The organism is Stutzerimonas urumqiensis, assembly GCF_003640395.1.
Classification (GTDB): Bacteria; Pseudomonadota; Gammaproteobacteria; order Pseudomonadales; family Pseudomonadaceae; genus Stutzerimonas; species Stutzerimonas urumqiensis.
The window spans coordinates 159,897-186,588 of record NZ_RBZQ01000001.1 but is presented as its reverse complement, the minus strand read 5'-3'; the positions used below and the strand labels follow the sequence as shown (position 1 = coordinate 186,588).

27 protein-coding genes and 2 pseudogenes are annotated in these 26,692 nt (G+C 62.1%); 5 read left to right on the top strand and 24 right to left on the bottom strand.

All coding sequences use genetic code 11. The annotated features are described in order from the left end of the window. The first annotated feature begins 25 nt into the window (after positions 1-25). On the top strand, positions 26-1,795 hold the full coding sequence (locus D7325_RS01015; protein WP_120993216.1) for a bifunctional diguanylate cyclase/phosphodiesterase: 1,770 nt from the start codon (positions 26-28) through the stop codon (positions 1,793-1,795). Here D7325_RS01015 and D7325_RS01010 read toward each other — a convergent pair. From D7325_RS01010 to D7325_RS00895, 24 genes and pseudogenes are all read right to left on the bottom strand, one after another. Next, complete coding sequence (locus D7325_RS01010; RefSeq protein ID WP_120994091.1) at positions 1,762-2,229, bottom strand: SEL1-like repeat protein; 468 nt, start codon at positions 2,227-2,229, stop codon at positions 1,762-1,764. The genes D7325_RS01015 and D7325_RS01010 overlap by 34 nt on opposite strands. Continuing rightward, a complete protein-coding gene (locus D7325_RS01005; RefSeq protein ID WP_120993214.1) occupies positions 2,229-2,609 on the bottom strand; it encodes a hypothetical protein in 381 nt (126 codons plus the stop codon). Before D7325_RS01005 ends, D7325_RS01010 begins: the two co-directional genes overlap by 1 nt. Next, complete coding sequence (locus D7325_RS01000; RefSeq protein WP_120993212.1) at positions 2,606-2,929, bottom strand: helix-turn-helix domain-containing protein; 324 nt, start codon at positions 2,927-2,929, stop codon at positions 2,606-2,608. Before D7325_RS01000 ends, D7325_RS01005 begins: the two co-directional genes overlap by 4 nt. Positions 2,930-3,050: 121 nt before the next feature. Next, complete coding sequence (locus D7325_RS00995; protein ID WP_120993210.1) at positions 3,051-3,485, bottom strand: YkvA family protein; 435 nt, start codon at positions 3,483-3,485, stop codon at positions 3,051-3,053. Between the two features lie 526 nt (positions 3,486-4,011). Continuing rightward, positions 4,012-4,323: a ComEA family DNA-binding protein gene (locus tag D7325_RS00990; protein ID WP_120993208.1), complete on the bottom strand. Its 312-nt coding sequence runs from the start codon at positions 4,321-4,323 to the stop codon at positions 4,012-4,014. Positions 4,324-4,413: 90 nt separating this feature from the next. Next, positions 4,414-4,707: a flagellar protein FliT gene (fliT, locus tag D7325_RS00985; protein ID WP_120993206.1), complete on the bottom strand. Its 294-nt coding sequence runs from the start codon at positions 4,705-4,707 to the stop codon at positions 4,414-4,416. A 10-nt stretch (positions 4,708-4,717) separates the two neighbouring features. After that, a complete protein-coding gene (gene fliS, locus D7325_RS00980) occupies positions 4,718-5,104 on the bottom strand; it encodes a flagellar export chaperone FliS (protein ID WP_120993204.1) in 387 nt (128 codons plus the stop codon). 77 nt (positions 5,105-5,181) lie between these two features. Further along, entirely contained in the window at positions 5,182-6,651 is a 1,470-nt protein-coding gene (fliD, locus tag D7325_RS00975; protein ID WP_120993202.1) for a flagellar filament capping protein FliD, read from the bottom strand. A gap of 67 nt (positions 6,652-6,718) precedes the next feature. After that, positions 6,719-7,069, bottom strand: coding sequence for a flagellar protein FlaG (locus D7325_RS00970; protein ID WP_120993200.1), 351 nt, complete (start codon positions 7,067-7,069; stop codon positions 6,719-6,721). Between the two features lie 72 nt (positions 7,070-7,141). Continuing rightward, positions 7,142-7,465, bottom strand: a pseudogene (locus D7325_RS19420) (flagellin); the annotation flags it as partial. A gap of 636 nt (positions 7,466-8,101) precedes the next feature. Further along, positions 8,102-9,040 (bottom strand): annotated as a pseudogene (locus D7325_RS19415) (flagellin N-terminal helical domain-containing protein); the annotation flags it as partial. A gap of 1,405 nt (positions 9,041-10,445) precedes the next feature. Beyond that, a complete protein-coding gene (gene flgL, locus D7325_RS19220) occupies positions 10,446-11,987 on the bottom strand; it encodes a flagellar hook-associated protein FlgL (protein ID WP_245961985.1) in 1,542 nt (513 codons plus the stop codon). A 16-nt stretch (positions 11,988-12,003) separates the two neighbouring features. Beyond that, entirely contained in the window at positions 12,004-14,154 is a 2,151-nt protein-coding gene (gene flgK / locus D7325_RS00950) for a flagellar hook-associated protein FlgK (RefSeq protein ID WP_120993197.1), read from the bottom strand. A 3-nt stretch (positions 14,155-14,157) separates the two neighbouring features. Next, a complete protein-coding gene (gene flgJ, locus D7325_RS00945; RefSeq protein ID WP_120993195.1) occupies positions 14,158-15,345 on the bottom strand; it encodes a flagellar assembly peptidoglycan hydrolase FlgJ in 1,188 nt (395 codons plus the stop codon). A gap of 11 nt (positions 15,346-15,356) precedes the next feature. After that, positions 15,357-16,457 (bottom strand): flagellar basal body P-ring protein FlgI, encoded by a 1,101-nt coding sequence (locus D7325_RS00940; RefSeq protein ID WP_120993193.1) that lies wholly within the window; start codon positions 16,455-16,457, stop codon positions 15,357-15,359. A 13-nt stretch (positions 16,458-16,470) separates the two neighbouring features. Next, positions 16,471-17,166: a flagellar basal body L-ring protein FlgH gene (gene flgH, locus D7325_RS00935; protein WP_120993191.1), complete on the bottom strand. Its 696-nt coding sequence runs from the start codon at positions 17,164-17,166 to the stop codon at positions 16,471-16,473. Positions 17,167-17,205: 39 nt separating this feature from the next. Then, positions 17,206-17,991 carry a flagellar basal-body rod protein FlgG gene (gene flgG / locus D7325_RS00930; protein ID WP_120993189.1) on the bottom strand — a complete coding sequence of 262 codons (786 nt, stop codon included), beginning with the start codon at positions 17,989-17,991 and terminating at the stop codon, positions 17,206-17,208. Between the two features lie 43 nt (positions 17,992-18,034). Further along, positions 18,035-18,775 (bottom strand): flagellar basal-body rod protein FlgF, encoded by a 741-nt coding sequence (gene flgF, locus D7325_RS00925; RefSeq protein ID WP_120993187.1) that lies wholly within the window; start codon positions 18,773-18,775, stop codon positions 18,035-18,037. Between the two features lie 423 nt (positions 18,776-19,198). Then, entirely contained in the window at positions 19,199-20,539 is a 1,341-nt protein-coding gene (flgE, locus tag D7325_RS00920) for a flagellar hook protein FlgE (protein WP_120993185.1), read from the bottom strand. Positions 20,540-20,563: 24 nt separating this feature from the next. Then, positions 20,564-21,244 carry a flagellar hook assembly protein FlgD gene (gene flgD / locus D7325_RS00915; RefSeq protein ID WP_120993183.1) on the bottom strand — a complete coding sequence of 227 codons (681 nt, stop codon included), beginning with the start codon at positions 21,242-21,244 and terminating at the stop codon, positions 20,564-20,566. A 12-nt stretch (positions 21,245-21,256) separates the two neighbouring features. After that, entirely contained in the window at positions 21,257-21,700 is a 444-nt protein-coding gene (flgC, locus tag D7325_RS00910; protein WP_120993181.1) for a flagellar basal body rod protein FlgC, read from the bottom strand. Positions 21,701-21,713: 13 nt separating this feature from the next. Then, positions 21,714-22,118, bottom strand: coding sequence for a flagellar basal body rod protein FlgB (flgB, locus tag D7325_RS00905; protein ID WP_120993179.1), 405 nt, complete (start codon positions 22,116-22,118; stop codon positions 21,714-21,716). Between the two features lie 183 nt (positions 22,119-22,301). Next, complete coding sequence (gene cheR / locus D7325_RS00900) at positions 22,302-23,126, bottom strand: protein-glutamate O-methyltransferase CheR (protein ID WP_120993177.1); 825 nt, start codon at positions 23,124-23,126, stop codon at positions 22,302-22,304. A 35-nt stretch (positions 23,127-23,161) separates the two neighbouring features. After that, on the bottom strand, positions 23,162-24,094 hold the full coding sequence (locus D7325_RS00895) for a chemotaxis protein CheV (protein ID WP_120993175.1): 933 nt from the start codon (positions 24,092-24,094) through the stop codon (positions 23,162-23,164). An 80-nt stretch (positions 24,095-24,174) separates the two neighbouring features. Here D7325_RS00895 and flgA point away from each other — a divergent pair, with 80 nt between their 5' ends. The 4 genes from flgA (at position 24,175) to D7325_RS00875 (ending at position 26,689) form a co-directional block, all read left to right on the top strand. Further along, positions 24,175-24,927, top strand: coding sequence for a flagellar basal body P-ring formation chaperone FlgA (gene flgA, locus D7325_RS00890; protein WP_120993174.1), 753 nt, complete (start codon positions 24,175-24,177; stop codon positions 24,925-24,927). A gap of 121 nt (positions 24,928-25,048) precedes the next feature. Next, positions 25,049-25,381 carry a flagellar biosynthesis anti-sigma factor FlgM gene (gene flgM, locus D7325_RS00885; RefSeq protein ID WP_120993172.1) on the top strand — a complete coding sequence of 111 codons (333 nt, stop codon included), beginning with the start codon at positions 25,049-25,051 and terminating at the stop codon, positions 25,379-25,381. Positions 25,382-25,403: 22 nt separating this feature from the next. Further along, complete coding sequence (locus D7325_RS00880) at positions 25,404-25,871, top strand: flagella synthesis protein FlgN (RefSeq protein ID WP_120993170.1); 468 nt, start codon at positions 25,404-25,406, stop codon at positions 25,869-25,871. A gap of 65 nt (positions 25,872-25,936) precedes the next feature. After that, complete coding sequence (locus D7325_RS00875) at positions 25,937-26,689, top strand: flagellar brake protein (RefSeq protein WP_120993167.1); 753 nt, start codon at positions 25,937-25,939, stop codon at positions 26,687-26,689. The last annotated feature ends 3 nt before the right edge of the window (positions 26,690-26,692 follow it).

Sequence of the window (26,692 nt, the reverse complement as noted above, 5' to 3'; positions counted from 1 at the left end):
TTTTTGGTCAGCAGTCGAGGTTCGAATGACCGTCACAGAGCAGTTGAGCAGGCTTGACCACATTCTTGCTCACGGCGGCATCAACACCCTCTTCCAGCCGATCGTCTCGCTGTCCGAACGCCGTGTCCTGGGCTACGAAGCCTTGTCACGCGGGCCTTCCAACAGCTCGCTGCACTCACCCGTCACACTGTTCGCCGCCGCGCGGCACGGTGGGCGCCTCAACGACCTCGAGATGGTTTGCCGGCGCAGCGCCTGCAGCCAGTTCAGCCATTCGGCCCTGCAAGGCAAGCTGTTCCTGAATATCACCCCCGAGTCGCTGCTCGACCCCAGCCACAAGCCGGGCCGCACCCTTGAGCTGGTTAGCGACGCTGGGCTCGATCCGGCCGACGTGGTCATCGAGCTGACGGAACAGACGCCGACCGAAGATTTCGCGCTGCTCGACAACGCCCTGCACCACTACCGGGCCATGGGGTTCTCGATCGCGCTGGACGACCTCGGCGCCGGCTATTCCAGCCTGCGGCTGTGGTCCGAGCTACGCCCCGACTATGTGAAGATCGACCGCTACTTCATCGATGGCATCCATCAGGACGCGATCAAGCGAGAGTTCGTCGACTCCATCCTCAAGATCGCCCGCGCCTCGCGTGCCGAGGTGATCGCCGAAGGTATCGAGCTGCCCCAGGAACTTCAGGTTCTGACCGAAATGGGCGTCGACCTCGTCCAGGGCTACCTGATCGGCCGGCCCCAGGAGCGCCCGCCCGCCGACCTCAGCGGCTTCTTCACCCGCTCCGAGCAGGCGCAGACGCTCGCCGATGAAGGCGGCGACCTGGGCGCATTGTTGCTCGTGCAGCCGGCGGTGAATGCCGACCGCCCGATCGGGGAAGTGCTCGAGACCTTCCGCCTGCAAGCCAGCCTCAACTCCATCGCGGTGCTCGATGCCGAGGAGCGACCGGTCGGTATCATCCACCGCCACCTGCTGTCCGAAGCCTTGCTCAAGCCATACGCGACGGACCTGCTGGCCCGCAAGCCCATCAGCCGGCTGATGAGCGAGGACTACCTGGCGGTGGAAATATCGCATTCGCTGCAGCAGGTGAGCCGGCTATTGACCAGCCGCGCCCGGCAACGCATCGAAGAAGACTTCATCGTGACCGAGAATGGCCGCTACCGTGGCCTGGGCCGTGTGATCGACGTGCTCAAACTCATCACCGAGATGAAGATCCAGCAAGCGCGCCACGCCAACCCACTGACGCTTCTGCCGGGAAACGTCCCTATTCGGCAATGCCTCGCGCGGGTGCTCGAACAGGGTCGGCAGGCGGCGGTGTGCTATGTCGATATCGATCACTTCAAGCCATTCAACGACGCCTACGGCTATGCCAAGGGCGACGAGGCATTGCTCTGCCTCGCACAGTGCCTGAATGAACGGGCAGACCCGACCTGCGATTTCGTCGGCCATATCGGCGGCGATGATTTCATGCTGGTGCTCGGCTCGACCGACTGGCGGGAACGGCTCGACCGGCTGTTCGTGGAATTCCGCAAGCGCTGCCGTCCGATCTATCGCTCAGAAGACCTGGCGCGCGGCTATTTCGTCAGTCAAAGCCGGCAGGGCGTCAGCGAGCACTTCGAACTGCTGTCGCTGTCCATCGGCGTGGTGCTGACGGACGCCTCGGCCGATGGACTGGATGCGGCGCAACTCGCGGCGTTGGCCTCCGAGGCCAAGCGTCACGCCAAGCGAATCCCGGGCGACAGCCAGCATGTCATCGAGGCTCAGAGTCCCAGCCGGGCCGCTTGCGCCTCGTAGTGTTTGGCGCGCTCGCTGTCGGCTGCAAGACCATGACCGCCGGCCCGATACAGCTGCGCCAGACGCGTTGCCGCCAGCGGATGCCCCGCCTTGGCGGCCATTTCCCACCAATGGGCGGCGCCGGATGCATCCGGCCCATGCGACGCATCCTCGCTCAGGCTGACCGCTCCCATCTGATAGGCAGCCTTGGCATCGCCCGCTTCAGCGGCACGGCGCAACAAGCGGATGCCCTCCTCCCGCGCGCCGAAGCCGCGCCCACGAAACAGCAGCATGTGACCGTAAAAGCTCAGCGCGCCGACATCGCCGAGGTTGGCCATCCGCGCGAACTGCCCCTCCATCCATCGCCAGAGCCGGGGCTGTCCGACGGCCCAGCGCCACGCCATGAGCTTGCGCGCGACTCCATAGCCCACGCGAGCGCGAAGCCGGGCCAGAATCACGGCACCTCCGGGAAGTCGTAATCGAACACGCGAGCCACCTCACCTGCATGCCATGAGGCGGCGGCCGTCCCATCGATCGGCCCGTTGAATCGCCCCAGGCGGCCAGCGCATTCGAAAAAACCGGTACGAGGCAAGCGCTCGGCCCCCTGACTGATGACCAACGCGCTGCGCAACGGACGGCCTGCTCGAGCATCTAGCATCGCCAAGTGTTCGAGGGCGGCCACAAGCGTTTGCATGGCCGGTGCCGGCAGCTGCAAGCGCTCGATGAGTGCACGGTAGGTCACCAGTTGCCGTTGCTGCCTGGCTTCAGCCAGCTCGCCGAGCAATCCATCCCAGATCTGCCGGCTGATCCTGATCGACGTTGCCTGGCCGCTCATGCCCCCGCCTCCCAGCCATCGAGGCCGAGCGCATGGGCCAGTGCCCGCTTGATGGCGTCATCCGGCTCGCGCTCGCCCCGCTCGATCATGTCCAGGTAACTGGGGCTGATGCCGACCACGCGAGCCAGCGCCTGCACCGAATGCCCTTGTTCCTCTCGCAGGCCGCGCAAGGCGGCCAACGCGGGGCGTACAGGGCGCCGCTCATCGGGCGACTCGATGACCGGCGTGCGCCCGGCCTGCTCGAGGAGCGCCTGATAATCCGCCCAGGGTATGACGGCGTACTCGGGTTCGCCGTCGCGCATGATGATTTGGGTGCCCACCTGTCTCTCCCCTCTGGCAACGGCACGATGGTACCAGCGGTGATCGACAAAAAATTTGAAAAGCAGCCTGCTTCCGTCAGGTTATTGGCAACCAGGCGATGACTGGCCAGAAAGCCGTTGCTCAGGGTGCGGGCTCATCGGGCGGCGGCAACCGATCGAGCTCGGCGATCGTCTGCGGCGACTGAGCCGCACGCCAGCGCCGGAACGCCTCCAGCTCGGTCGACCATTTGCGCATCAGCCAGGTGAGTACCGCGGCATCGTCGAGGAACCCCATACCGGGCAGCCAATCCGGAATCGCATCGAGCGGCGAGACGAAGTACAGCAATGCCGCAACGACCGCGACCAGCGCGCTGGTGCTGATCGCGCGGTACTCGCCCTTCCACCAGGCGACGCACAGCTCCATCAGAAGCTTCAGGTCGTCGCGAAAGCCGGCCAACAAGCCTTTGCTCGATTGGCGCTTGCGCGCCACGTCCAGCAACAGGAAAGGAAGGCGGCCCTTCGCAAGAATCGTTCGTGCGATGGGCAGATAACGCATGAAACTCCAGGGGACTTTCATCGGAATTCTCCTCCGGGCGCATGCCGACTGGGGTGCAGGCTGTTATCCACAAAAGCTGTGGATAAGTCTGTGAGCAAAACTTGGATTCTTTGCGCAATCGCCCGCCCCGTGCGGCTTAAGCTTAGATCGGCCAAAATTTAGCCACAAAATAAGTCGTTATTTTTCAATGAGTTAAATAACAACCGGGACTACGGCGCCAGCAGTGATGGCACAGAAGCATCACGCTATCGCCTTATGTGTATAACCGTAACGCTGTCAACGCCTTTTCGTTCTTTTCAGACTAATAGGACACCCTCAGGTTCGCCGTCCAGCGAACCCAATCAGCAGAAGGTATTAAGTCGGAGCGAAGCGACGAGGATGTCAGCCGGTTGGAGCGCCCCGTCGCGAGGAACACCGGCGTCATGTAAGGCCGTCGCGCCATTCGCCGTGAACGCGCTTGTCAGCGACCACTCCGGCCCGTGCACGAACGACAAAAAGCAAAAAGCCCCGACCAGGGTCAGGGCTTCTTCGGCAAACGGCGTAACGATTAATTCAGGACCAGCCGTGCGCGATTCTTTTCCAACGTGGCGGCACCGATGCCCTTCACCTCCAGCAGCTCATCCACCGAGGTGAATGGGCCGTGTTCGGTACGGTAGTCAACGATCGCCTGAGCCTTGGCCGGGCCGATGCCCACGAGCTCTCGGCTCAGCGCTTCGGCATCGGCGCTATTCAGGGCGAGTGGTGCAGTGGCAACTTCGGCAATGGCGGGATTGGTCTCGACATCGGCGGCGTAAACCGGAGCGAGCGCTCCACCGAACAGAGCCGAAACGAACAGCAGGGAAAGCAAACGCTTACGCATGGGTAACTCCTTGTAATGGCTAGGCGACCTCCGTGGTCGCTGCGGGAGTTTACCCGGCTGTTGATCGCACTCTCTGATGCGGATCACAGTTCATAGAAGCTGCTGGTAGGCGCGCGCGGCTGTCTTGCCTCGCTGGAACTGGCTCAGTTGATTCCGTACCGCATCGCGCTCCTCGCGGCTGCGTGCCACCAGGCTACGATAGGTGCCTACCAAGCCGGGTAGCCGCTGAAGCGCGGGTTCGTCCTTCGACGCCAGCCCAGCGGCGAGGTCGCTCAGCAGCCGGCGGCACTGCACATCGAGGTCGGCGATAGCAGTCCAATCCCCGTCGGCAAGCGCCGACTCTACTGCTGCCATCCACTCATCGATACGTATTGCCAGGCTCATCCGCCTCTCCTCAAGCAGCCGACGCGATACCGTCCCAGCCTTCCTTGACCTCGCCCAGCAGGCGTGCGACTTCATCGAGCTTGTCGGCGTCATTGCTGCGATTGGCTTCGAGCAAGGTTCGGATCATGTAGTCGTACAGGCGGTCCAGATTGTCGGCTAACTCACCGCCGACCTCCTTATCGAGCACTTCGCGCAGACCGCCGATAATCGAGAGCGCCTTGCCGACCAGCTCGCCCTTTTCGGCGAACGCGCCCCGCTCCAATGCCCCCTTCGCCTGGGCTATACGATCCAGCCCACCTTGCATCAACATCTGAATCAAGCGATGCGGCGACGCTTCGAATACGCTCGCCTGGACACCAACCTGCTGGTACTGCTTCATTGCTCTCATTGCGTTCATTGCCTGGCCCCCGAACAAACCAGCGTTCTCTGAATGCCCAGGCTATCGGCACCGGATGGCCGATCTTTAAGCCCTTATCACTCCTTCGACGCGACAAAGCCCGGCATGCTGTCGAACAGCTGCGTCAGCTGATCGCTGGTACTCGAGAGCTGCGCATAGAGGGCGTCCATCGCGTTGAACTGCTTGTAGAGCCGCTCCTCCAACGCCGTCAGACGCCGATCGAGCGCCTCCTTCTGCTTGTCGACCTTCTCGATCGTCTCGGTCAGGGCATCGGTGCGGCTTTCGAGAATGCCGCCGGCATCGGTGTAGGGCTTGAGCCTGTCGGACAGACGGACCGCGAGGCCGGTGTCGCCCGTGAAATAGCTGGCGACGCCCGTGAAGTCAGCCTTGATCGCGTCCGACAGCTTGTCGCTGTCCAGCGCCAGCGTACCGTCCCGCTGAGTCGTCACGCCGAGGTCGGCCAGCGCACGGATGGCGCCTTCGCCCTGAGGCGCCACCAGCTCGGTGCGAATCATGTTGACCAGCGATCGCACGGAGCTATCGCCAACCAGCGCCCCCGTCACCGGCGCATCGGACTCGCTGACCGTGGTCACCTTGGTCTCGGTGTTGATGAAATTCATCAGCGTGTTGTACGCATCGACGAATTTCTTCACGTTGCCGGACACGCCCGCCTCGTCCTTCGCGATGGTCAGGGTGCTGGCACCCGTCCCTTTCAGCTCGATGCTCAGCCCTTCGACGACATCGCTGATGCTGTTGCTGTCACGCGTGACCGACAGCCCATCGATCGTCAGCTTGGCACTCTTGGCTTCGGCGACCGTCTTGCCGCCCCGGTCGTACGCCTCCTTCGCCGCGACATAGGCCGGGTCGGTTTCGCCCGCATAGTTCGCCACGTCGGGCGCCGTGGTCGGGCCGGCGTACGCCAGCGTATCGAGCGACGTCTGTCCGGCTTCGAGCGCGGTCTGGGTGGTGGCAACGGTGATGTCGTTTCCATCGCCCGTCTTGCTGCTGGTCAGGACCAGGCGCGAGCCGAAGTCATCACTGACCACCGTCGCATTGATGCCCGCACTGGCGCCGGCCTTGTTGATGGCATCGCGCAGACCGCTGAGCGTGTTGTTCGACGCATCGACCGTGATATCGGCGAGCGCCGTGCTGCCGACCTTGATCGATACCGTTCCGCTGGCCAGCTTGGCATCGCTCGCGACCGCTGCCAGCGCCACCTTGCTGGAACTCGCCAACTGCGTGACATCGAGCTTGTAGCTGCCGGCGCCCGCGCTCTGGCTCGCCGTCGCGGTCACAACCTTGGTGTCGGATGACGAAGCCGTGCGGGCCAGGAAGGAGGACGGGCTGTTGAGCGTCGCCAGCGCCGACTGGAAATTGCTGATCGCCCCCTTGAGCTGCCCAAGGGAGGTCAGCTGCGTCGTGGCCCGCGATTCGAGCTTGGAGAGCTGGCTGGTCTTCGGCGCGGCCTCGGCCGACACCATCGCGTCCACCATGCTCTTGATGTCCATGCCCGAACCGATGCCGATGCCGGTAGTAATGCCCGCCATGTCACTTCCTCACGCCAGAAATTCGTCGATCACCTGTCTTGACGAAACACAGTCAAGAAACGTGCCGTCAGGCCTTGGCCTGGAATAACAAACTGCGCATGTCCTCCAACCGCTCGGACAGACGCAAGATTTCTTCCGACGGAATCTGGCGAATCACATCGCCGGAATCCCCATCGATGACCTTCACCACCACTTGGCCGCTGGAGTCGTCCACGCTGAAATCGAGGTTGCGCTCGATTCGCTGGGCGAAGGCCTTCATTTCCGCCAACGCGGAATCGACCTGCTCGCCGGACGGTGTCCGCTCCTTCAAGGAACCTTTACCCGGCTCCACGGCAGCGCTCGCCACCGTCTCGCGCGGCGTTTCGCGCTTGATGGCCTGGGTCGTAGCGGGAACAGCAAGCAAATTAACCGTTTCCATGATTGCTACCTCACAACGCGAAAAAGGAGGAAGGGTCGCCCCTTTCCTCCTGATTTACCCGCTAAGCGCTGCTTACTGAAGCAGGGACAGAACAGACTGCGGCAGCTGCTTGGCCTGGGCCAGGATCGCAGTACCGGCCTGTTGCAGCACCTGGTTCTTCGACAGGTTGGCGGTTTCCGCAGCGTAGTCGGTGTCCATGATCCGGCTGCGAGCAGCCGAGGCATTTTCCGAGATGTTCTGCAGGTTGTTGATGGTGTTGTCGAAGCGGTTCTGCACCGCACCGAGGTCGGCGCGCTGAGAATCGATGCCGGCGAGGGCGTTGTCGATTACGGCCAGGGCGCTCTGTGCGCCAGCGGCGGTCGAAATATCAATCTCAGCGACGCTTGACTTCTCTGCTTTGCCACTGCTGAACAGATCCCCTACGTCCGCACCCGTTTCAGGCGTCACTGCGTTAATAGCGGTGGTATTAGCAGGGGCTCCCGTCGTATAGGTACCATCCGCCTGCAGCTTAGAAACTTGCATGGCGCCGCCTGTACCGGGAGTTCCGTTGCCATCCACATCGCCCTGACCAACGGCAGCAAACTGAAGGCTTTCTCCGTTTTTCGACTCGATTGTCAGAAGATTTTTGGCTTCATCAAACGCAACATTTAGCGTCGTCTCGTTCTTAAGTGCTTCGTACAGATCCTTATTGCTAGAAATATCGGTTGTAGAAAGATCGATTACGGTAGGTGTATCAGTACCTACTGTTAGCGATGCGAGCGAAATACCGTCGGTACCACCCGTCACGTTTACAGCAATTTTATTTTTCGGATCAGCAGCTTCCGCATCCAGCGCAGCAACCGTATAGCCAGTTGGCGAATTCAGCTGTAGGGAGCCAACTACCGTACCGCCATTAACAGATAGGCTCTGCTCGCCAGTAAGAGTGCCATCAGCATCTTGTACGTTGATCTTCAACGCGCCCGCAGCCGCAACCGGGTCACCGGAGGCGTCGGTCTGTGCTCCGAAGGAAATGTTCTCACCGGTCTTGGATTCGATAGTGAGGACGCCATCCTTGTCTACGTTGGCCGTAAGATTCAGCTTCGAGGAGTTCGAATTGATCTGGTCTGCCAAGTCCTGGGTAGAAGCAACACCAACCATGCTTACGGTCTTGTCACCAACCGTCATTTCAAAGTTAATGCTTTCACCGCTAGCGACATCTACTTTCGCAGTCATCACTGTTCTAGCAGTTGCCGTCAGACCAGGGACCGCTCCTTCGAACTTGGCTGCAAGGGACTTAGCGCTGTCATTCGCCGCAATATCGATGGTCTTACTTTCGCCGCCGCCGACAACTTGGACTTGACCGGCCTCGAACAGTGGGGGAGTTACAACCACTGCGTCTTGATCACCCGAGGCGGCAAATAGGGTGGTGTTATCGATCACTTTTGAAGTCTGCGTGCCAGCAGCGCTCCCTACTTGGTAAGAGCCGATTGCGCTAGCCGAAGCACTCTTAACAGTTACATCGATGGTTTCATAGGCATTCGAACCCACTTGGAAGCTCGAAGTGCCAAACGAACCGTCCATCAACTTACGGCCACCGAAGGTGGTGGTTTCGGCAATACGGGTCAGTTCGCTCTGCAGAGCAGAGACTTCTTTTTGCAGGGCGGAGCGGTCAGCGTCGCTGTTCGAGCCGTTGGCCGACTGGATGGACAGGTCGCGCATACGCTGCAGGATGTTGGTCGACTGCTGCAGGGCGCCTTCAGCGGTCTGCGCCAGGGAGATACCGTCGTTGGCGTTGCGGACGGCAACGTTCAGGCCGCTGATCTGGTTGGTCAGACGGTTGGAGATCTGCAGGCCGGCGGCGTCGTCTTTCGCGCTGTTGATGCGGCTACCGGTGGACAGGCGCTGCATGGAGGTATTCAGGGCGTTGGACGTGTTGTTGATGTTGCGCTGAGTGTTCAGCGACGGGATGTTGGTATTGACGGTAAGAGCCATGGTGTTTGCCTCCAAAGGCGCTAGGTATTTCGTTGGTTGCCTGAGCTTGCGATCCTCAGGGCCGGCGTTGCCCAGGCACCCATTGAGTTCGCATTCGAAAGGTTTATCGGCGCTTGCTTCGTGACCTTTAGCCATTCAGCGAAAATTTTTCGCCAGCCCTTGCATTTTCCGATTCACAGCTGAACGCCAGACGGCGAACCGTGCAGGCGCTACGTCAGGTATCGGCCACCGAACCGCAAAGTTGAACGCCTCGCGCGAGGGTGATTGCACGCCGTAGGGCGGATTCAGGCGCTCAGCGAGCAATCCGCCAGGGGCCGCGCCACGGCGAGGTCACCGGTGCATTGCTTCGCGAATGCTCCCTACGAGCCGCGGTCATGCCCGCTTCGCGAGCAAGCTCGCTCCTACGAAGAGCCGAAACCACCGTGCTGTCGGTCGGCGGGGGAATCGCTGAGCCACAACAAACTGCGGCACTTTGTCTGTAGGAGCGAGCTTGCTCGCGATCAGATCGCCGCGGCGAAACGCCGAATCCGTAGGGCGGATTCAGGCGCGCAGCGAACAATCCGCCGGGGCCACGCCACGGCGAGGTCACCGGTGCATTGCTGCGCGAATGCACCCTACGGGGTGCCGGTCGCGCCCGCTTCGCGAGCAAGCTCGCTCCTACGAAAGGCCAAACACCGTGCTGTCCGCCGGCGCGAGAATCGCTGAGCCACAACAAACTGCGGCGCTTGTCTGTAGGAGCGAGCTTGCTCGCGATCAGATCGCCGCGGCGAAACGCCGAGTCCGTAGGGCGGATTCAGGCGCGCAGCGAACAATCCGCCGGGGCCGCGCCACGACGAAACCACCGGTGCATTGCTTCGCGAATGCACCCTACGGTTGTCTTCCGCTCGAGACCACAGCAGCTCGGCTTCTGCTTTTCTGCTTCGCTTTCTGGCTTTTCCCACCCAAACCATCAGGCCACACCCCTCGCCCCGTCAGCAGGCCGAGCGCAGGTGTCGTGGAGGGGGTTGAGCGGCATGGATGCCGCGAGAGCCGCGAAGGCCATGGATGGCCCTTCGTGGCGTGCCCCTGGAACGGCGCCGGAGCGAGGGGACCCCGGCAAAGCCGGGGCCGGATGCAGGGGCAAGCGGTTTTGGTTACTTTTGCCGCGATTGGCAAAAGTGACGCGCCGTGCAAGGCGCAATCGGTAGTTCGGGCCGAGGAAAGCGCGGCGTCCGAAACACCAGATCACGAAGCCAAAAGACAAGAGCATCGCCCGCAAGGACTAGGCGTCCCCCAGGCTCCTACAAAAACATTTCGCGCCGTGCAAGGCACAACAGGATGCCGCCGATGTGAAACCGGTGCATTGCTTCGCGAATGCACCCTACGGGCCGCTGGTTGTGCACGGTTTCGCGTGGTGGTGGCGCCGTCAGTTGAGGAAGCTGAAGAGGTTCAGGCTGCTGATCTTCACGTAGCTTTGCTGGGCGGCCTGGAGGATCGTCGATTGCATCGACAGCCGAGACAACGCCTCGGCGTAGTCCAGGTCTTCCAGCTCGGACTGGACGGACTTGTTGACCAGGCTGACGTCCGTCACGAAGGTTTCGGTCGATTCGATGACATTGAGGCGCGCGCCGATCTTGCCCTGCACGCTCAATACCTGCGCGTTGGCCGTGTCGAGGTTGGCGATGGCAACGGCGGTCGCATCCCGAATCTTCAGGCTGCCCTCGGGCGTGTCCTCGGCCGTTTCGAGCGCTTTGCGCAGGTCGGACACGACGTTGAGCAGGCTGGTCTTTTCCTGGGTCGTGTTCTTGTGCACCTCGAAGCTATCCCCTGCCTCGGGCGTGCCATCGATCTGCAACTTCACACCGGCGTGAAGGATGAAGTCGGGCGTCTGGCTGTTTTCGTCGAATTTGCCAGTACCAAGAGCCCATTCCGGTTTCGCGGTTAACGGTAATGTCAGGGCATCGAATTCTTCATCGGTTGGCGGCTTCGAAAGGTCGTATAGAACGTAGTCTTTTTCCGATAGAAATTTGATGCCAATGCCAGGCTTTTCCGGGGAAACGGTAGTACTCAAGTCTCCTACCGCTGTTGCTTTGTCATGGTTCTGCGGGTCCGGCTGCAGCTTAAAACTTCCCGTGCCGGCTACTTCTACTCTCACGCCCCCAAACATTACGGCATCGTCTTTCAGGGTTCGATCCTCTTCGCTGTCCGAAGGTATTAGGTCACCGGCCGAATCAAACACCTGATAAGTACCATCAGCTGCAACGCTAATCGTCACCCCATCAACCGGCAGTTCGAAGTGCGGAAACTCCTGGTCATACTCCGCCGTGTTCTGAACCAGTCCCAAGGAGATTCGGCTGCCCGTATCCGTAAGCCCAGGCACCTTACTCGTAGTAACGCGGTTGGCGTCGAACATGTTGTCAAACAGCGCCTTGCCGTTGTCGTTTAGCGCCAGGTAGGTGCTACTCGCGATCTGCACCTGGCGCTGGCTTTCATCACCCTTATAGGTGTAGGTGCCGTCTTCATTGCGAACGAAGGGCTGGGTGTCGGCCATGCTCCCAGCGAACAGGTATTTGCCGCTGGCATCGCGACTGTTCATCAGGTTCAGCAATTCGGTTTCGCGCTGCGCCAGTTCGGTGGCGATCGCGTCCTTGTCGGAAGCATCGAGCGCGCCGTTGCCAGCCTGCACCGCCAGCTCTCGAATGCGCTGCATGACGTTGCCGACGGACGTCAGCACCGTTTCCTCAGCGGTGAGGCTGTTCTTCGCCGCGGTGATGCCGGTCTTGTACTGGGCGTTCATCGCCTCTTCCTGCCCGAGCTGCAGCAGGCGCACGGAGGCGACCGGGTCGTCCGCCGGGGTGAGCAGGCGCTTGCCGGTGCTGATCTGCTCCTGGGTGCGGGTCACGTCGGAGTAGTTGCGCTGTAGGCCGCTGACTCCGTTATTGAAGGCCTGGAGGGTAGAAATCCGCATGATTCAGGCTCTCTGTTTAAAAGGCGTTGATCAGGGTATCGAACAGCGTGCGGGCAACTTGAATGACCTGGGCCGAGGCGCTGTAGTACTGCTGGAACTTGACCAGGTTGGCCGCCTCTTCATCGAGGTTGACGCCCGCCAGGGAGTCGCGGCTGTCCTGCGATTGCTTGAGCACCGTCTCGCTGGCCTGGCTGTTGACGCGAACCTGGGCCGTCAGGGAGCCGACTCGCTCGACCAGGCCGCCGTACGCCTGGTTGTAGGTGGCCTTGGTGGCACCGCCGCCGATGGTCTGGGCGGTTTGCAGCGCTGTCAGGTTCAGGGCGTTGCGGTTGTCCGAGACGGCGTCGTTGTTAAAGCCGAGAGTGAATGTATCGCCGGTTTGCGGGATGCCGCTTAGGGTGAATTCGTATTGGTACGAATCGGTGTCTAATACAACTTGCTCTGGAACGTATGTACCGGATGGATCGTAAATCAGCCGGACCGAGTTGCTGTTGCCCGAGGCGAACTGTGGGCTCGAGAAGACTGCATCTTTTGGGGGAGTGGTCACGGCTGGCGTCCCCACGATTTTCCCCTCGTCATCAACGTACTTCCAGCCTGTAGGCACGTTGAGCGAATAGGTCTTGCCGTCCGCACTGAATACCGGACTCAGTGCCACACCACTGCCAAAGGCGGTTTTCAACGAAGTCGTATTTATCGGCGAAGGACCACCCACCAAGGCCGGCTGGCTAATCGCACCGGTGCCCCGGTTATTCGCTCCGGTTGTGGCACGCGCAGATCCAGCGAAGGCCAACTGATCGGGCTGTTCGAGGGTGCTCTCTATTTCGGCTGCGCCCCGTCGAGTCGGCTGCAGCATGAAGCGGTCACCCTGATTCGGCAGCTTATCGAGCACTACCTTGAAGCCTTGATCCACAAGATCAACAGCGTCTGTTTTTTCGTTCGGTACCTCTTGAGAAAAACTAAGTGACCAAGCCCCGCCGCTCTCTACTGCCTTTACATTTATCGGGGCGTTATCGCTCAGCCGGCGCGCAGTAAAGGTTTGATTCCCTGAGCTATCCACCCCCACATAGTCCAGCCGGTAATCACTCGTCCCAAGCTGGCTGGTGTCGGTGATGTTCAGCACCGGGCTCGCCGAACCACTGTTGCCCTGTTGCGGCAACACGCGAAGCGCGGCCGCCTGCGCCTCGTTGATGTTCTCGAACAGGCGGCTGCCGGCACGACCGGCGAGGTCCAGGCCCTGCCCGAGTTGCTGGTTGACCGTGTCGCTGATGGTCAGCGCCAGCTGGCCGAGCGTGTTGTACGACTTGTCCAGCGCCGTGTCGCGGTAGGCCAGCAGGCCGCCCATTTCTCCGCCCGAGACGAAGTTGGTGATGACCTGCGTGGTATTGCCGGAGGCGAGCTGCACCTGGAAGCGCGACGGGTCGTCGATGCCGGGTGCGACTTCGAGCCGCGAGGCGGTGGTACCGACGACCAGCGGCTGGCCGGTGCCGATGAACAGGCTCACCGAGCTGTCGTTCTGCGGCACGACCTGAACGCCGACCATCTCAGACATCTTGCGGATGACTTCTTCGCGAGCGTCGATCAGGTCGTTCGGCTCGGCACCGCTGGACTTGGCCTTGGCGATCGCCTCGTTGTAGCCGGCCACGCTGGCGGCGAGCGAGTTGATCTCGCCGCTCAGGGCGCCGAGCTGCTGGTTGATCAGGGTGTTCTGCTGGTCGAGCTGGTCGTAGAGCGTGTTGAACGACTTGGCCAGGCCTTCGGCCTGCGACAGCACGGCCTCGCGCGCCGGCACCGAAGCCGGGTCCTGCGTGGCGGTCTGCAAGGCGGCGAAGAAGGACTGCATCGCTGGCGAAATCCCCGTCGTGCTGTTCGACAGCAACGAGTCGAGCTGGGATATCTGACTCTTGTACGCCTGCAGCTCGCTGTTCTCGCTCGTGGCGGTGCGCAGCTGGCCGGTCAGGAATTCGCTGGCCAGCCGCCGCACATCGACCGTCTGGCTGCCCGAGCCGATGAACCCCGCACCGCTGTACTGCGGCACGTTGGTCGCCTGCACGGCCTGCTGGCGGGAAAACCCCGCCGTGTTGACGTTGGCGATGTTGTGGCCGGTGACGGTCAGCGACGTCTGGGTGGTACGCAGGCCGGACAGGCCAATGGAGAGTAAGTCACCCATTTCTTAGCCCCTGGCGCGAGTGGTAGGCGCGGTATCGGCCGCGGCGATCGTCTCGTAGGCCTGCACCTTGCGAGCGATCTGGTTGATCTTGTTGGCGTACTGCGGGTCGGTCGCGTAGCCGGCGCGCTGCAATTCACGCACGAATTGCGCCGAATCGCCGCCGTTGCTTGCCACTTGCAGCGCGCCGCGATAGCGGTCGTTGTTTTCCAGAAGATTCACGAAATCGTTGAAGCTCTGCTCGAAGGAGTCGTAGGCGCGGAAGCCCGCCCGCTCCTTGCGTGCCTGGCCGTTGACGTACTCGGTGGTCATCACCTGCGCCGATTCGCCGCTCCAGCCGGTCGACTTGATGCCGAACAGGTTGTGGCTGTTGCTGCCGTCCTTCTGACGGATCATGGACTTGCCCCAGCCGGTCTCGAGCGCGGCCTGGGCGACCAGATAACGAGCCTCGACCCCCAGGCGCTTGGCGGCTTTCTCGGCCATCGGCAGCATGGTGGCGATGAATTCGGCAGGCGATTCGAAGCGCGTCTTGGCCGGCGCGGACGGTGCGGTCGGGTCGATGCCATTGACCACGAGCTGCTTCTCGACGGGCGCGGGGAAGGCTTGCGCCGGTTTCCAGTCCAGGTTGACCAGCGGCTGGCCGGGCGTGGCGGGCGTACCGGCGGCGTCGGCCTGACGGGTCCCGTCGACGTTGGCGACCTGCCGCTCGGCCAGCTTGCCAGGCAGCGCCAGGCGCCGCTGGTTGAGCAGCTTGGAGTCGTCACGCACCGGTGCGTCGAGCGCGGCCTGCGGCTTCTTCGGCCAGGCAGCGGCCTGAGTGTCCTGCACCTGTGCGAAGGGGTTCGGCCGGCTCTCGGCTTCCTGCTGCTTGCTGAGCTGACGCACCAGCACGTCGGCCAGGCCGATGCCGCCGCCTTCCTTCGACAGGCTGACCGACAGCTGCTGGTCGTACATGTCCTGGTATTGCTTGCTGGCCTGGCTGTTGAACGGGTTGTCCTTGGCGATGACGTCGGTGGCCGCCCGCATCGACTTGAGCATCTCGTTCATGAACAGCGACTCGAATTCCTGCGCGACCTTGCGGACGTTTTCCTCACCGTCACGGTCCGGCCCCACCTTCAGCTGGTTGAGGCGGTTGAGGTCGCTGTAGCTGCCCGAATCGAGGGCGCGGCTTGCGGTTCCGAGTGCGCTGTTCATCGGTCTGTCCCTTAGATGACGATCAGGTCGGCCTGGAGCGCGCCGGCCTGCTTGAGGGCTTCGAGGATGGCCATGAGGTCGCTGGGTGCGGCGCCGACCTGGTTGACGGCCCGCACGATCTCATCGAGCGTGGTGCCGGGGCCGAACTTGAACATCGGCTTGGCCTCTTCTTCGGCCTTCACCTTGGAGTTGGGCACGACCACGGTCTCGCCGTCGGACAGCGGGTTGGGCTGGCTGACGATCGGGTCTTCGGAGATGGTCACGGTCAGGCTGCCGTGGGTGACGGCGGCCGGCTGCACGCGGACGTTCTGTCCGATGACGATAGTGCCGGTGCGCGAATTGATGATGACCTTGGCCACGGCCTGACCCACTTCCACTTCCAGGTTCTCCAAGATCGACAGGTAGTCGACACGCTGGTTGGGGTCCAGCGGCGCGGCGACGCTGATCGAGCCGCCGTCGAGCGCCTGGGCCACCTGCGGGCCGAGCAGTTCGTTGATCTGGTCGACGATGTTCTTGGCGGTGGTGAAGTCCGGGCGGTTGAGGTTCAGCGTCAGGGTGTTGCCCTGGTTCAGGCCCGTCGGCACCGCGCGCTCGACCGTCGCGCCATTGGGAATGCGGCCGGCCGACGGAACGTTGACGGTGATGCGCGAACCATCGGCGCCACCGGCGTCGAAGCCGCCGACCACGAGGTTGCCCTGGGCGATCGCGTAGACGTTGCCGTCGATGCCACGCAGCGGCGACATCAGCAGGCTGCCGCCGCGCAGGCTCTTGGCGTTACCGATCGACGAGATGGTGATGTCGATGGTCTGGCCCGGCTTGGCGAACGGCGGGAGCTCGGCATGGATGGACACGGCCGCGACGTTCTTGAGCTGCATGTTGCCGCCCTCCGGCACCTTGATGCCGAACTGCGCCATCATGTTCTTGAAGGTCTGCACGGTGAATGGCGTCTGGGTCGTCTGGTCGCCGGTACCGTTGAGGCCGACGACCAGGCCGTAGCCGATCAGCTGGTTGCTGCGCACGCCGTTGATGGTCGCGATGTCCTTCAGGCGTTCGGCCTGGGCGGTCGCGGCCAGCATGAGCAGGCCAAGCGCGGCGAGGATGTGCTTCAGCATGGCGTGCGCTCCCTTAGAACGGCCACAGCGGGCTGACGAAGAACCGGCTCAGCCAACCCGGCTGGCTGGCGTCGGCGAAGGCACCGGTGCCCGAATAGGTGATGCGCGCGTCGGCCACGCGGGTCGAGGAGACGGTGTTCTCGGTGCTGATGTCGTCGGAACGCACGAGGCCGGCAATGCGCACCAGCTCGTCGCCGGTGTTGAGCGTCAGCCACTTCTCGCCCCGTACGGCGAGGATGCCGTTGGGCAGCACTTCCGAGACGGTGACGGTGATCGAACCGGACAGGCTGTTGCTCTGCCCTGCCTGCCCCGAGCCGCTGGACTCCCGATTGCCGCCGAACTGGGCGCCCAGGTTCAGCTCGCCGCCGGTCAGCGGGTTGGCCGCCGACACGCCGCCGCCGAGCAACGAGGTCAGGCCCATGTTCACTTCGCTGTCCTTGGATATCTGCGAGTTGGCGTTCTTGCTCGCCTGGGTGCGCTCGTTCAGCGTGATGGTGATGATGTCGCCGACGCGGAAGGCCTTGCGATCGTCGTACAGCGTCATGCCGAAGCCTTCCTGGTAGATGGCTCCGTTGGTCTGGGTGGCCGGCAACGGCGTGCGCGGCAGAACGGGCGCGTAGTACGGATCGTTCTGCTTGGGCGCGGGCGCCATGCAACCGGCCAGGGTCGCGGCGGACAACAGGGAGAAAACACACAGCAACCGGTTCATGAGCACCTCAAGCCGCACAGCAATCAAGCGCGGGATGGATCAAAGATTCTGGGTAACGAACGACAGCATCTGGTCGGCGGTGGAAATCACCTTGGAGTTCATCTCGTAGGCGCGCTGGGTGGTGATCATGTTCACCAGTTCCTCGACGACGCTGACGTTGGAATTCTCCAGGGTGTTTTGCAGCACCGTGCCCAGGCCATTCAGACCGGGCGTACTGACCTGGGGCGCGCCGCTGGCGGCGGTTTCCAGGAACAGGTTGTTGCCGATGGCCTGGAGGCCCGCCGGGTTGATGAAGTCGGCGGTCTGCAGGTTGCCGATGATCTGCGGCGCCGGCTGGCCGAGAGTGACGACCGAGACGGTGCCGTCCTCGCCCACGGTGAAGGATTGCGTCTCCGGCGGCACGACGATCGCAGGCTCCAGCGCATAACCGTTGGAGGTGACGATCTGGCCGTCGGCATTCATGTGGAAGCTGCCGTCGCGGGTATAGGAAACCGTGCCGTCGGGCATCAGCACCTGGAAAAAGCCGCGTCCGTTGATGGCCATGTCGAGCGGCTGCTCGGTGGTCTGCAGGCTGCCGGCGGTGAAGATCTTCTGCGTGCCGGCAATACGCACACCGGTACCGAGCTGCAGGCCGGACGGCAGTTCGCTGTCCTGGGTCGAGTTGGCACCGGGCTGGCGACGCACCTGGTAGAGCAGGTCCTGGAACTCGGCACGATCGCGCTTGAAGCCAGTGGTCGAGACGTTGGCCAGGTTGTTGGAAATGGTCGTGAGGTTCATGTCCTGGGCGGACAGACCGGTCTTGCTGACCCAAAGGGCTGGAAGCATGGTTATCTCCTCGCGCCATTTCTCAGGCGCTACGGGCTAGTCGTTAGCTCATCTGCAATACGCGGGCCACCGCCGCGGCATCTTCTTCGGCGGTGCGCATCATCTTCACGTGCAGCTCGAACTGGCGGGACAGCGCCAGGATCGACGTCATCTCCGCAACCGCATTGACGTTGCTGGTCTCGAGGAAGCCGGAGGTGACGCGCACCAGCGCATCGGCCTCGACCGGCTGGCCGTCCTTCATGCGGATGAGGCCGTCGGTGCCCTTCTCCAGCTGCGCCGGGTCGGGGTTGACCAGCTTGAGCCGGTCGACCGTGACGACCACGTTGGGGTCTTCGCCCAGCGCGCGAATGCTAAGGGTGCCGTCGGCGCCGACTTCGATCTTTTCTTCCGGCGGGATGGCGATCGGCCCGCCGTTGCCGAGCACCGGCATGCCTTCGGCGGTACGCAACATGCCGAGCGCATCGATCTTCAGGCTGCCGGTCCGGACATAGGCCTCGCCACCGTCGGGCGCCTGCACGGCGATCCAGCCGTCGCCATCGATGGCGACGTCCAGGTCACGCCCGGTTTCCTGCAAGGTGCCGGGGGTGAAGTCGGTTCCCGGACGCTCCGACATGGCGTACACCCGAGCCGGAAAACTGTCGCCGAATACCTGCATCGAGCGAGCCTGCTCGAAGTCACGACGAAAGCCAGTGGTGGAAATGTTCGCCAGGTTGTTGGCATGCGCACGCTGGGCCAGGGTGTTCTGGCTGGCGCCGGTCATGGCCACGTAGAGCATTTTGTCCATCAGTCCTCCTGTCCACGGGATTGACGCTGTCCGTGAGGTAAGGGCTATCCAGCAAGGTCCATGCCAGCTGGCCAGAATAGGCGGAAGGAACGCGACGGTGGGGCTGGCGTGATGCCCCGCTTCGTAGGAGCTCGCTCGCGAAGACGGCAACCCCGGCGTTGATCCCATTCGCGACCAAGGTCGCTCCTACCTCTGGCGTCTGCCTACCTCCTGTGCGCGCCCTCGCCGCGGCACAAAGCATCGCCCCGAGGGCGGGCCTTCCACGAACAAAAAAGGCGGATTGACTTGCCTGCGTGGCTCGACGAGGCCTGGCAAGACGTCGCTCAACCGGTAAAAGAAAGGCCCCGAAGGGCCTTAAAGGAGAGTGTGGTGGCGGGATACTGCCGCCGGCGGCAACCACCTTGCCGCCAGGGTCGGTCAGTATTAACGCAGGTTGATGATGGTCTGGGTGACCGCGTTCTCGGTCTCGATGGTTTTCGCATTCGCCTGGTAGTTGCGCTGCGCGACGATCAGGTTGACGAGCTGGGTCGACAGGTCGACGTTCGACGCCTCCAGCGCACCGGCCTGCAGGGCGCCCAGCGTGCCGGAACGCGGCGTGCCGATCACCGGCTCGCCCGAGTCGGACGACTGCACCCAGGAGGTCTTGCCGATCGGCGTCAGCCCCTGTGTATTGGCGAAGTTGGCGAGCACGACCTGGCCCTGCACGCGCGACTGGCCGTTGGTGTAGCGCGCGAAGACGTTGCCGGTGTCATCGATTTCCAGGCCGGACAGCTGGCCCGTGGTGTAACCGTCCTGGGCGCGGCTGGTTACTGAGAACGTCGAAGCGAATTGGGTTGAGCCGCGGAGGTCGAATTCGAAGCTGCCATTGTCAGCGCCATTAACGGGCGCCCAATCCATCGAGATAATGCCGAGACCGTCAGTTGGGACTCCTTGGGCACTAGAGAACAGCTGGCCGGCACCATCGAATTCCAGCTCATATACGGCAGAAGCCGTCGAACCTGCGGGAGTGTCAGTCGGATTCCGTCCATCCACTAGGATGTGCATGTCCCATTTGTTATCGCCCGTTTTAACAAAGTACTGGGAAAGAACATGCGGATTACCTTGGCTATCGTAGACATCCAACGACGTGCCCGAATGGTAAGTGGTTGGATCTGTCGGGTCGAAGGCATCCCGCACAGCAGCAGCCGCTGCCGCTTCAGCCGCGTCCACATCACCTCCGCCGTCCCGTGATGTTTTATAAGCCTCTTCCCACGTAGCCGACAGCTTCAACGTCGAGTTCAGGTTGAACGGCTGGGTGATCTTGGACGTCGCCTGCGGCGCCTGGCTGGCGCTTTCGATACGCAGGTCACTCATCACGCCGGCTTGCAGCTGGCCGTTCTCGTCGACCGAGTAACCCTGCAGGCGATAGCCGTTGTTGTCGACCACGAAGCCGTCCTTGTCCGTCCCGAAATAACCGGCACGGGTGTAGGAAATCGCACCGTTGTTGCTGGTGACGAAGAAGCCATTGCCGTTGATGGCCATGTCCAGCGCGTTCTCGGTGTAGTCGATGGTGCCCTGGTTGTGCAGCTGCGAGACCGCACCGAGCAGCACGCCGCTGCCCTGCGGGTTGCTGCCGGTACCCAGCACCGAGGCCGCATAGATATCCTGGAATTCGGCGCGCGACTGCTTGAAGCCGACGGTGCCGGCGTTGGCGATGTTGTTGCCGGTGACGTTCAGGTCGCTGTTGGCCGCCCTGATACCGCTCAAACCGATGTTGAATGACATTGCTCGATCCTCTAGGTGATCAGGTTATTGACCGATGACTTTGACGCTGGACAGCGGCATGGCGCCGATACCCGCGAGATTCAGCGTCATTTCTCCGCCGTTCTGGCCGAGGGTGACGCTGTCCACGTTGGCCGGCAGGTTGGTGCTCATGGCGATATTGGTGCCGTCGACGCTCGCCTGTGCCTCGAACTTGTAGGTGCCGGGCGGCAGGACATTGCCGCTCGCATCCTTGCCGTCCCACATGAAGCTCACCTGGCCGGCGCTCTGCTGGCCGAGCTCGACGCGCCCGACCTTCTCGCCCGAGGCGTTGTAGACATTCACCGCCAGGTTGGAGGTGGACGACGTCAGGTTGACGCTGCCCTTCATCGTTTGGGTGGTATCCACGACGGACTTGTCGGTGGTGGCGATGACCTTGCGACCCACCAGCGAGGACGCCTGCAATGCCTGGGTCGACTGGCTGCTCGACAGTATCTCTTCCATGCTGGTGTTGAGGTTGCCGATGCCTTCGACGGTACTGAACTGCGCCATCTGGGCGATGAACTCGCCGTTCTCCTGCGGGGAGAGCGGATCCTGGTTATTCAGCTGCGCGACCAGCAGCTTGAGGAACTCGTCCTTGCCGAGCTCGCTCTTGCCGCTGGTGGCGGAGGTGTTGTTCTTGATCGCGTACTGGTCCAGTACCGCGCTCGAATCGATCGTCGTGCTCATTCAGGCATCCTTTTACTGACCGAGGGTCAGCACCTTCTGCAGCATGGTCTTGGCCGTGTTCATCAACTCGGCGTTGGTCTGGAACGAGCGGCTGGCGGAAATCATGTCGGCCATTTCTTCCACCACGTTGACGTTGGGGTAATAGACGTAGCCGTTCTCGTCCGCCGCCGGGTGGTTGGGCTCGTACCGCGGCATGAGTTCGGCGTTGTCTTCGACGATACCGAGCACCTGCACACCGGCGCCGGCCTGGTCCTGCTCGGCGAACAGCGACTGGCTCGGCGCGCCCGATGCCTGCTGCAGCACGGTGGCGAATACCGGATGGCGCGCGCGGTAGGTTTCGTCGACGCTCGACGACACCGTCTCGGCGTTGGCGATGTTGCTGGAAATGGTGTTCAGGCGAGTGCTCTGGGCGCTCATGCCGGAACCTGCGATGTTGAATACGCCGGTGAGGGACATGTCTTAGGCTCCTTTATTCGCCGCGCAGGGCATTCATCAGCCCTTTGAATTTGCTGTTGAGCAGGGTGAAGCTCGCCTGGAAGTCGATCGCGTTCTTCGCGTATTCGGCCTGTTCCACCTGCACGTCGACGGTGTTCTGGTCCAGCGAGGGATGTGCAGGCGTGCGGAAGCGCAGGCCGGGATCGGCCAGTTCGAGCCCTTCGACGGGGATGTGCTTGCCGTTCGTTCGCGCGATCGCGAAGCCGCCCTCCTGCGCCTTGGCCTGCTCGGCCAGCACGGTCGAGAACTCCAGATCGCGGGCCTTGTAGTTGGGCGTATCGGCGTTGGCGATGTTGTTGGCCAGCACCTCGGCGCGCTGGGAACGGAATCCCAGCGCCTTTTCATGGATGCCAAGGGCTTTATCGAAGTTGATGGTCATGGCGCAGGCCTCTGCGAATCGCTTTGCCGAGTTACAGCAAAGCCCGTGCCATTTCGCTAACCATCTGTTTTGGAAGGGATTCGATCACCTGAGCGCCCGATGTGGCGTCAGAGGCGGCAACGCTTTACCGGGTTTGCCGATCCGTTTGCCGCGCCGGTGACGGTTTTCTGCCGTCGGCAGTCGCTACTTCACCTTGTAGATGATGCCAGGGCTGCACTGGACCATCTGATACAGCTCCGGCAACCCATTGAGCGCCTCGGACGCACCGAGGAAGAGGTAGCCGCCCGGCTTGAGGGTGGCGTGGATGCGCTTGAGGATGTCCTTCTTCATCTCGGCAGAGAAGTAGATGAGCACGTTGCGGCAGAACACCACATCGAACTTGCCGAGCGCCGCGTAGCTGTCCAGCAGGTTGAGCGCGCGGAACTCGACGCGGCTCTTGATCGGCGCCTTGACGCCCCAGCGCCCGGTGCCGCGCGGCTCGAAATACCGCTGCAACCGATCGGGCGACAGCCCACGACCTATGGCCAGGCTGTCGTACTCGGCGTTCTTGCACGCCGTCAGCATCGAGCCGGAGAGGTCGGTCGCCACGATCTGTGCCCCACCCTTGAGCTGCCCGGGATTGCTGCGCTCGAACTCGTCGATGGTCATCGACAACGAGAACGGCTCCTGCCCTGAGGAACAGGCTGCGGACCAGATCCGCAACCGCTGGCCACCGGACGACTTGATCAGCTCCGGCAGCACCCGCTGCTTGAGCACCTCGAAGGGGTAGGAGTCGCGAAACCACAGGGTCTCGTTGGTCGTCATGGCGTCGACCACCTGCTCGCGCAGGCCGCTGCGCGGCAGGGTCTGGATACGGTTCACCAGTTCGCCCAGCGACTTGATGCCGTTCTGCTCCATCAGCTTGTTGAGGCGGCTCGAAACGAGGTACTGCTTGTTGCTGCCCAACAGGATGCCGCAGGACTTTTCCAGGAAGGTCCGGAACTGCTCGAACTCAAGGTTTGCCGACACTGATTACGCCCCGTCCGCTTGCCTGCATGCAGGCATCATTTAGTACCCGCGGAGCCGATCCGTTCGACAACGCGCGAGGCAAGGTCATCCGGCTGAAACTTAGCCAGGAAATCGTTTGCGCCAACCCGCTTTACCATCGCCTGGTTGAATACGCCGGAAAGCGAAGTATGCAGGAGGATATGCATGTCCTGCATGCGTGAATCCTGGCGGACCTCGGCGGTCAGCGTGTAACCGTCCATTTCCGGCATTTCGATGTCGGAAATCATCATCAAAAGCTCCTGCGCAGGCCGCTTGCCTTCGTCGGCCAGGCGCTTGAGGTAGTCGAGGGCCTGACGACCATCTTCCAGCGCGACCACCTCGACCCCGATGTTCTGCAGACAGCGAGAAACCTGCTTTCGTGCAACCGACGAGTCATCGACGATCAGAACGCGACTGGCGACCGCCTTGCTCTTGATCTCTTCTTTGACGATGCCATCGGAAATCTTCTCGGAGACCGGCGACACCTCGGCCAGGACCTTCTCCACATCGATGATTTCGACGAGCTGATTGTCGAGGTGCGTAACGGCCGTCAGGTAATGGTCACGCCCGGTGCCTTTGGGCGGCGGCAGGATTTCTTCCCAGTTCATGTTGACGATCCGCTCGACCGAGCGAACGAGAAAGCCGATCACCTTGGTGTTGTACTCGGTGATGATCACGAAGCTGTTCTGCAGGTCGTGAATGCCGGACTTACCGGTCGCCATCGCCAGATCGAGGATTGGCAAGGTGCCGCCACGGATGTTGGCAACGCCGCGCACCACCGGATTGGACTTGGGCATGATGGTCAGCCGAGGGCACTGCAGCACCTCCTTGACCTTGAATACGTTGATGCCATACAGCTGGTTGCCGTTGAGCCTGAACAACAGCAACTCGAGGCGGTTCTGCCCGACCAGTTGCGTTCGCTGATTTACCGAATCCAATACACCGGCCATGCCAGTACCTCACGTTTTGCCATCGACGCGCGCCACACCCAGAGCCTAGCAGGCGGCACGCCCCTTGCTTTGAAAGTCCCATGACTAGATATGCGACCGTTTTCCGTCACATCGTCCGTGCCCTGAGCACGCGGGCTCTGCTGCCTGCGCTTCTGCTGTCGGGTTATGGCCCGCCCTTGGTGGCCGCCACGTTGCCTCAGGAGCTTATCGACGTGACCCAGGGGTTTCTTGAGCAGGCGACGAGCGATTATCTGCAGCGATCGGAAATCCCGGCACGCCATGAGGTGTCGGTCAACCGACTGGACCCCCGGCTGCGCCTGGCGGACTGTGACGTCCCCTTGCAGGCGGAACTGGAGAGCCCGGCGCAACCCGTCGGTCGGGTCACCGTGCGGGTCAGTTGCAACGGCCAAAGCCTCTGGACCGTTTTCGTGCCCGGCCAGGTGCGGCTGTACCGCGACGTCATCGTCGCCAGCCGGCCGCTCAAGCGCGGGGTTGCGCTATCGGCGGCGGACGTGGCGCTCGTCGAGCATGACGTCGGCCTGCTGACGCAAGGCTACCTCACCGACATTGCCCATATAGAAGGCAAGAAGGTGACCCGCGCCACCCTCCCCCATCAGGTGCTGACACCCGCGCATCTCGAACTTGCCGATGCCATAAACAAGGGCGAGCAAGTCGTCATCACGGCCCAGGCCGGGGCCATCAGCGTCAAGATGCCAGGCGAAGCGCTTGGAAGCGGGGCGCCCGGTCAACAGATTCGTGTACGCAACCTCAGCTCGGGACGCGTGGTCAAAGCCAGGGTGGCGGGCCCTGGCCAGGTTGAAGTCGCCATGTGAGACCGAGGCTGGCAAAATGCACCTCGACTGACGCCGCCAGCAACTGCGTCAGAAAACGCTAAAGTTTCCTCCTGGCCTGCCGAAAAAATGGCAAGCACAAGGAATCACGAGGTTTTTCAGCATGGTCATCGACTTCAACCGACCCAACGGTTCTGCTCCGGCAACGACCGGCGGACGGGCGACGAGTGTCCAGTCAGCCGAGCGTACGACCGCCAGCCAGCCGACCAACGAGGCCGACAAGGCGCTCAACGCGGCAGCGACACCGGGTGGCGAACCCGTCAAGCTCAGCGACGAAGCGCAGCAACTCCAACAGGTATCGGAAAAGATGCGCAGCATGCCGGAAGTGGATCAGGAGCGTGTCGCCAAGCTGAAGCAAGCCATCGCCGATGGCAGCTATCAAGTCGACAGCAAACGCCTGGCCTCCAAACTGCTGGCGTTCGAAGCACAACGCTGAGCCTTCGGGCAAGAAGGTCGCCATGCAACAGGCGCTGATCAAGCAACTCGACGAAGACATACAGCTCGCGCAGCAACTCATCGCGCTTGCCGACGAGGAGTTCGAGGCGCTGGCACAACGAGACCTTCAAGCACTCGAGGACTTGCTCGCGCGCAAGCAACCGCTGCTCGCGCTGCTCGGACAGCATGGCAAGGAGCGAACCAGCCTGCTCACGGGCAATCGCCTGCCTGCCAGCCGCGAGGGTCTCGTCCAGCTGCTGAAGGGAAGCGACGACGCCGAGGAGGTGCTGTCCAGAGCGGATGATCTGCAAGCGCTCCTGGAACGATGCCGGACAGCCAATCAGCGTAACGGTCGCCTCATCGGTGCCAACCAGGCGGTCGTCGGAAAAATGATCGGCCTTCTCAAAGGCGCACCGGAAACACCCAGCCTGTACGACCGCAAGGGTGGAACCACCCGCAGCTACAGCAACAAACCGCTTAGCCAGGCGTAGACACGGGATCGAAATAGAGGCATTTAGCCAGTATCCTGGCATGCTCGTATCGCCGGAGAGTTTTCGTGTCGCATCCCTTCCAAGAAGCAGACGGCCCCCAGCCACCAAGGCAGTTGAAGGCCGCTCTGGAAATCCTGGCCAATCTTCGGCCACTCGTGGATAACCACATTCCGCTCACCCTTCGCTTCCATGAGCGCGCACAGCGCTATCAGACCTTCCTCCTGCAGCTCGACAATGCCACGCTGCTTCTGGACGAACTGGTGCCCAACGACGGCGAACGCTTCCTGAGTAATGGCGAGCCGTTCGCGATCGAGGCCTACTACGAAGGCGTTCGTCTCAGCTGGGAAACAGACGATCCGGTCGGCGCGACCGAGCTGGATGGCGTGCCCTGTTATCGGGCCGCGTTGCCGGCGGAGCTGACCTACCATCAGCGCAGAAATGCCTACCGAGCGCTACTCAAGAGTGGTGGAGAAATCTCTGGAACGCTCTCTGGCAAGCGCCTGGCCGTCGAACTCAAAGGCCGCCTGGCAGACATCTCTGCAACGGGTTGCAAACTGGTGCTAGGGGGCGACCAACGAAACGGCCTGCAACCAGGCGAAGTCTATGATTTCGTCGCCATGCTACCCATCGGAAGAATCGAGACGAAGATCGAGCTGCGGCATGCACACCATGACGAGCGAAGCGATCTGACCCATTGCGGGATTCGCTTTCATGGAATGAACGGTCTGCTGCAACGGCAGGTCGAACGGTTCGTCTTCCAACTGCAACGGGAAGCTCGACGGTACCAGGGCGGCGATGAGGGACGCTTCTCGCGCTGAGCG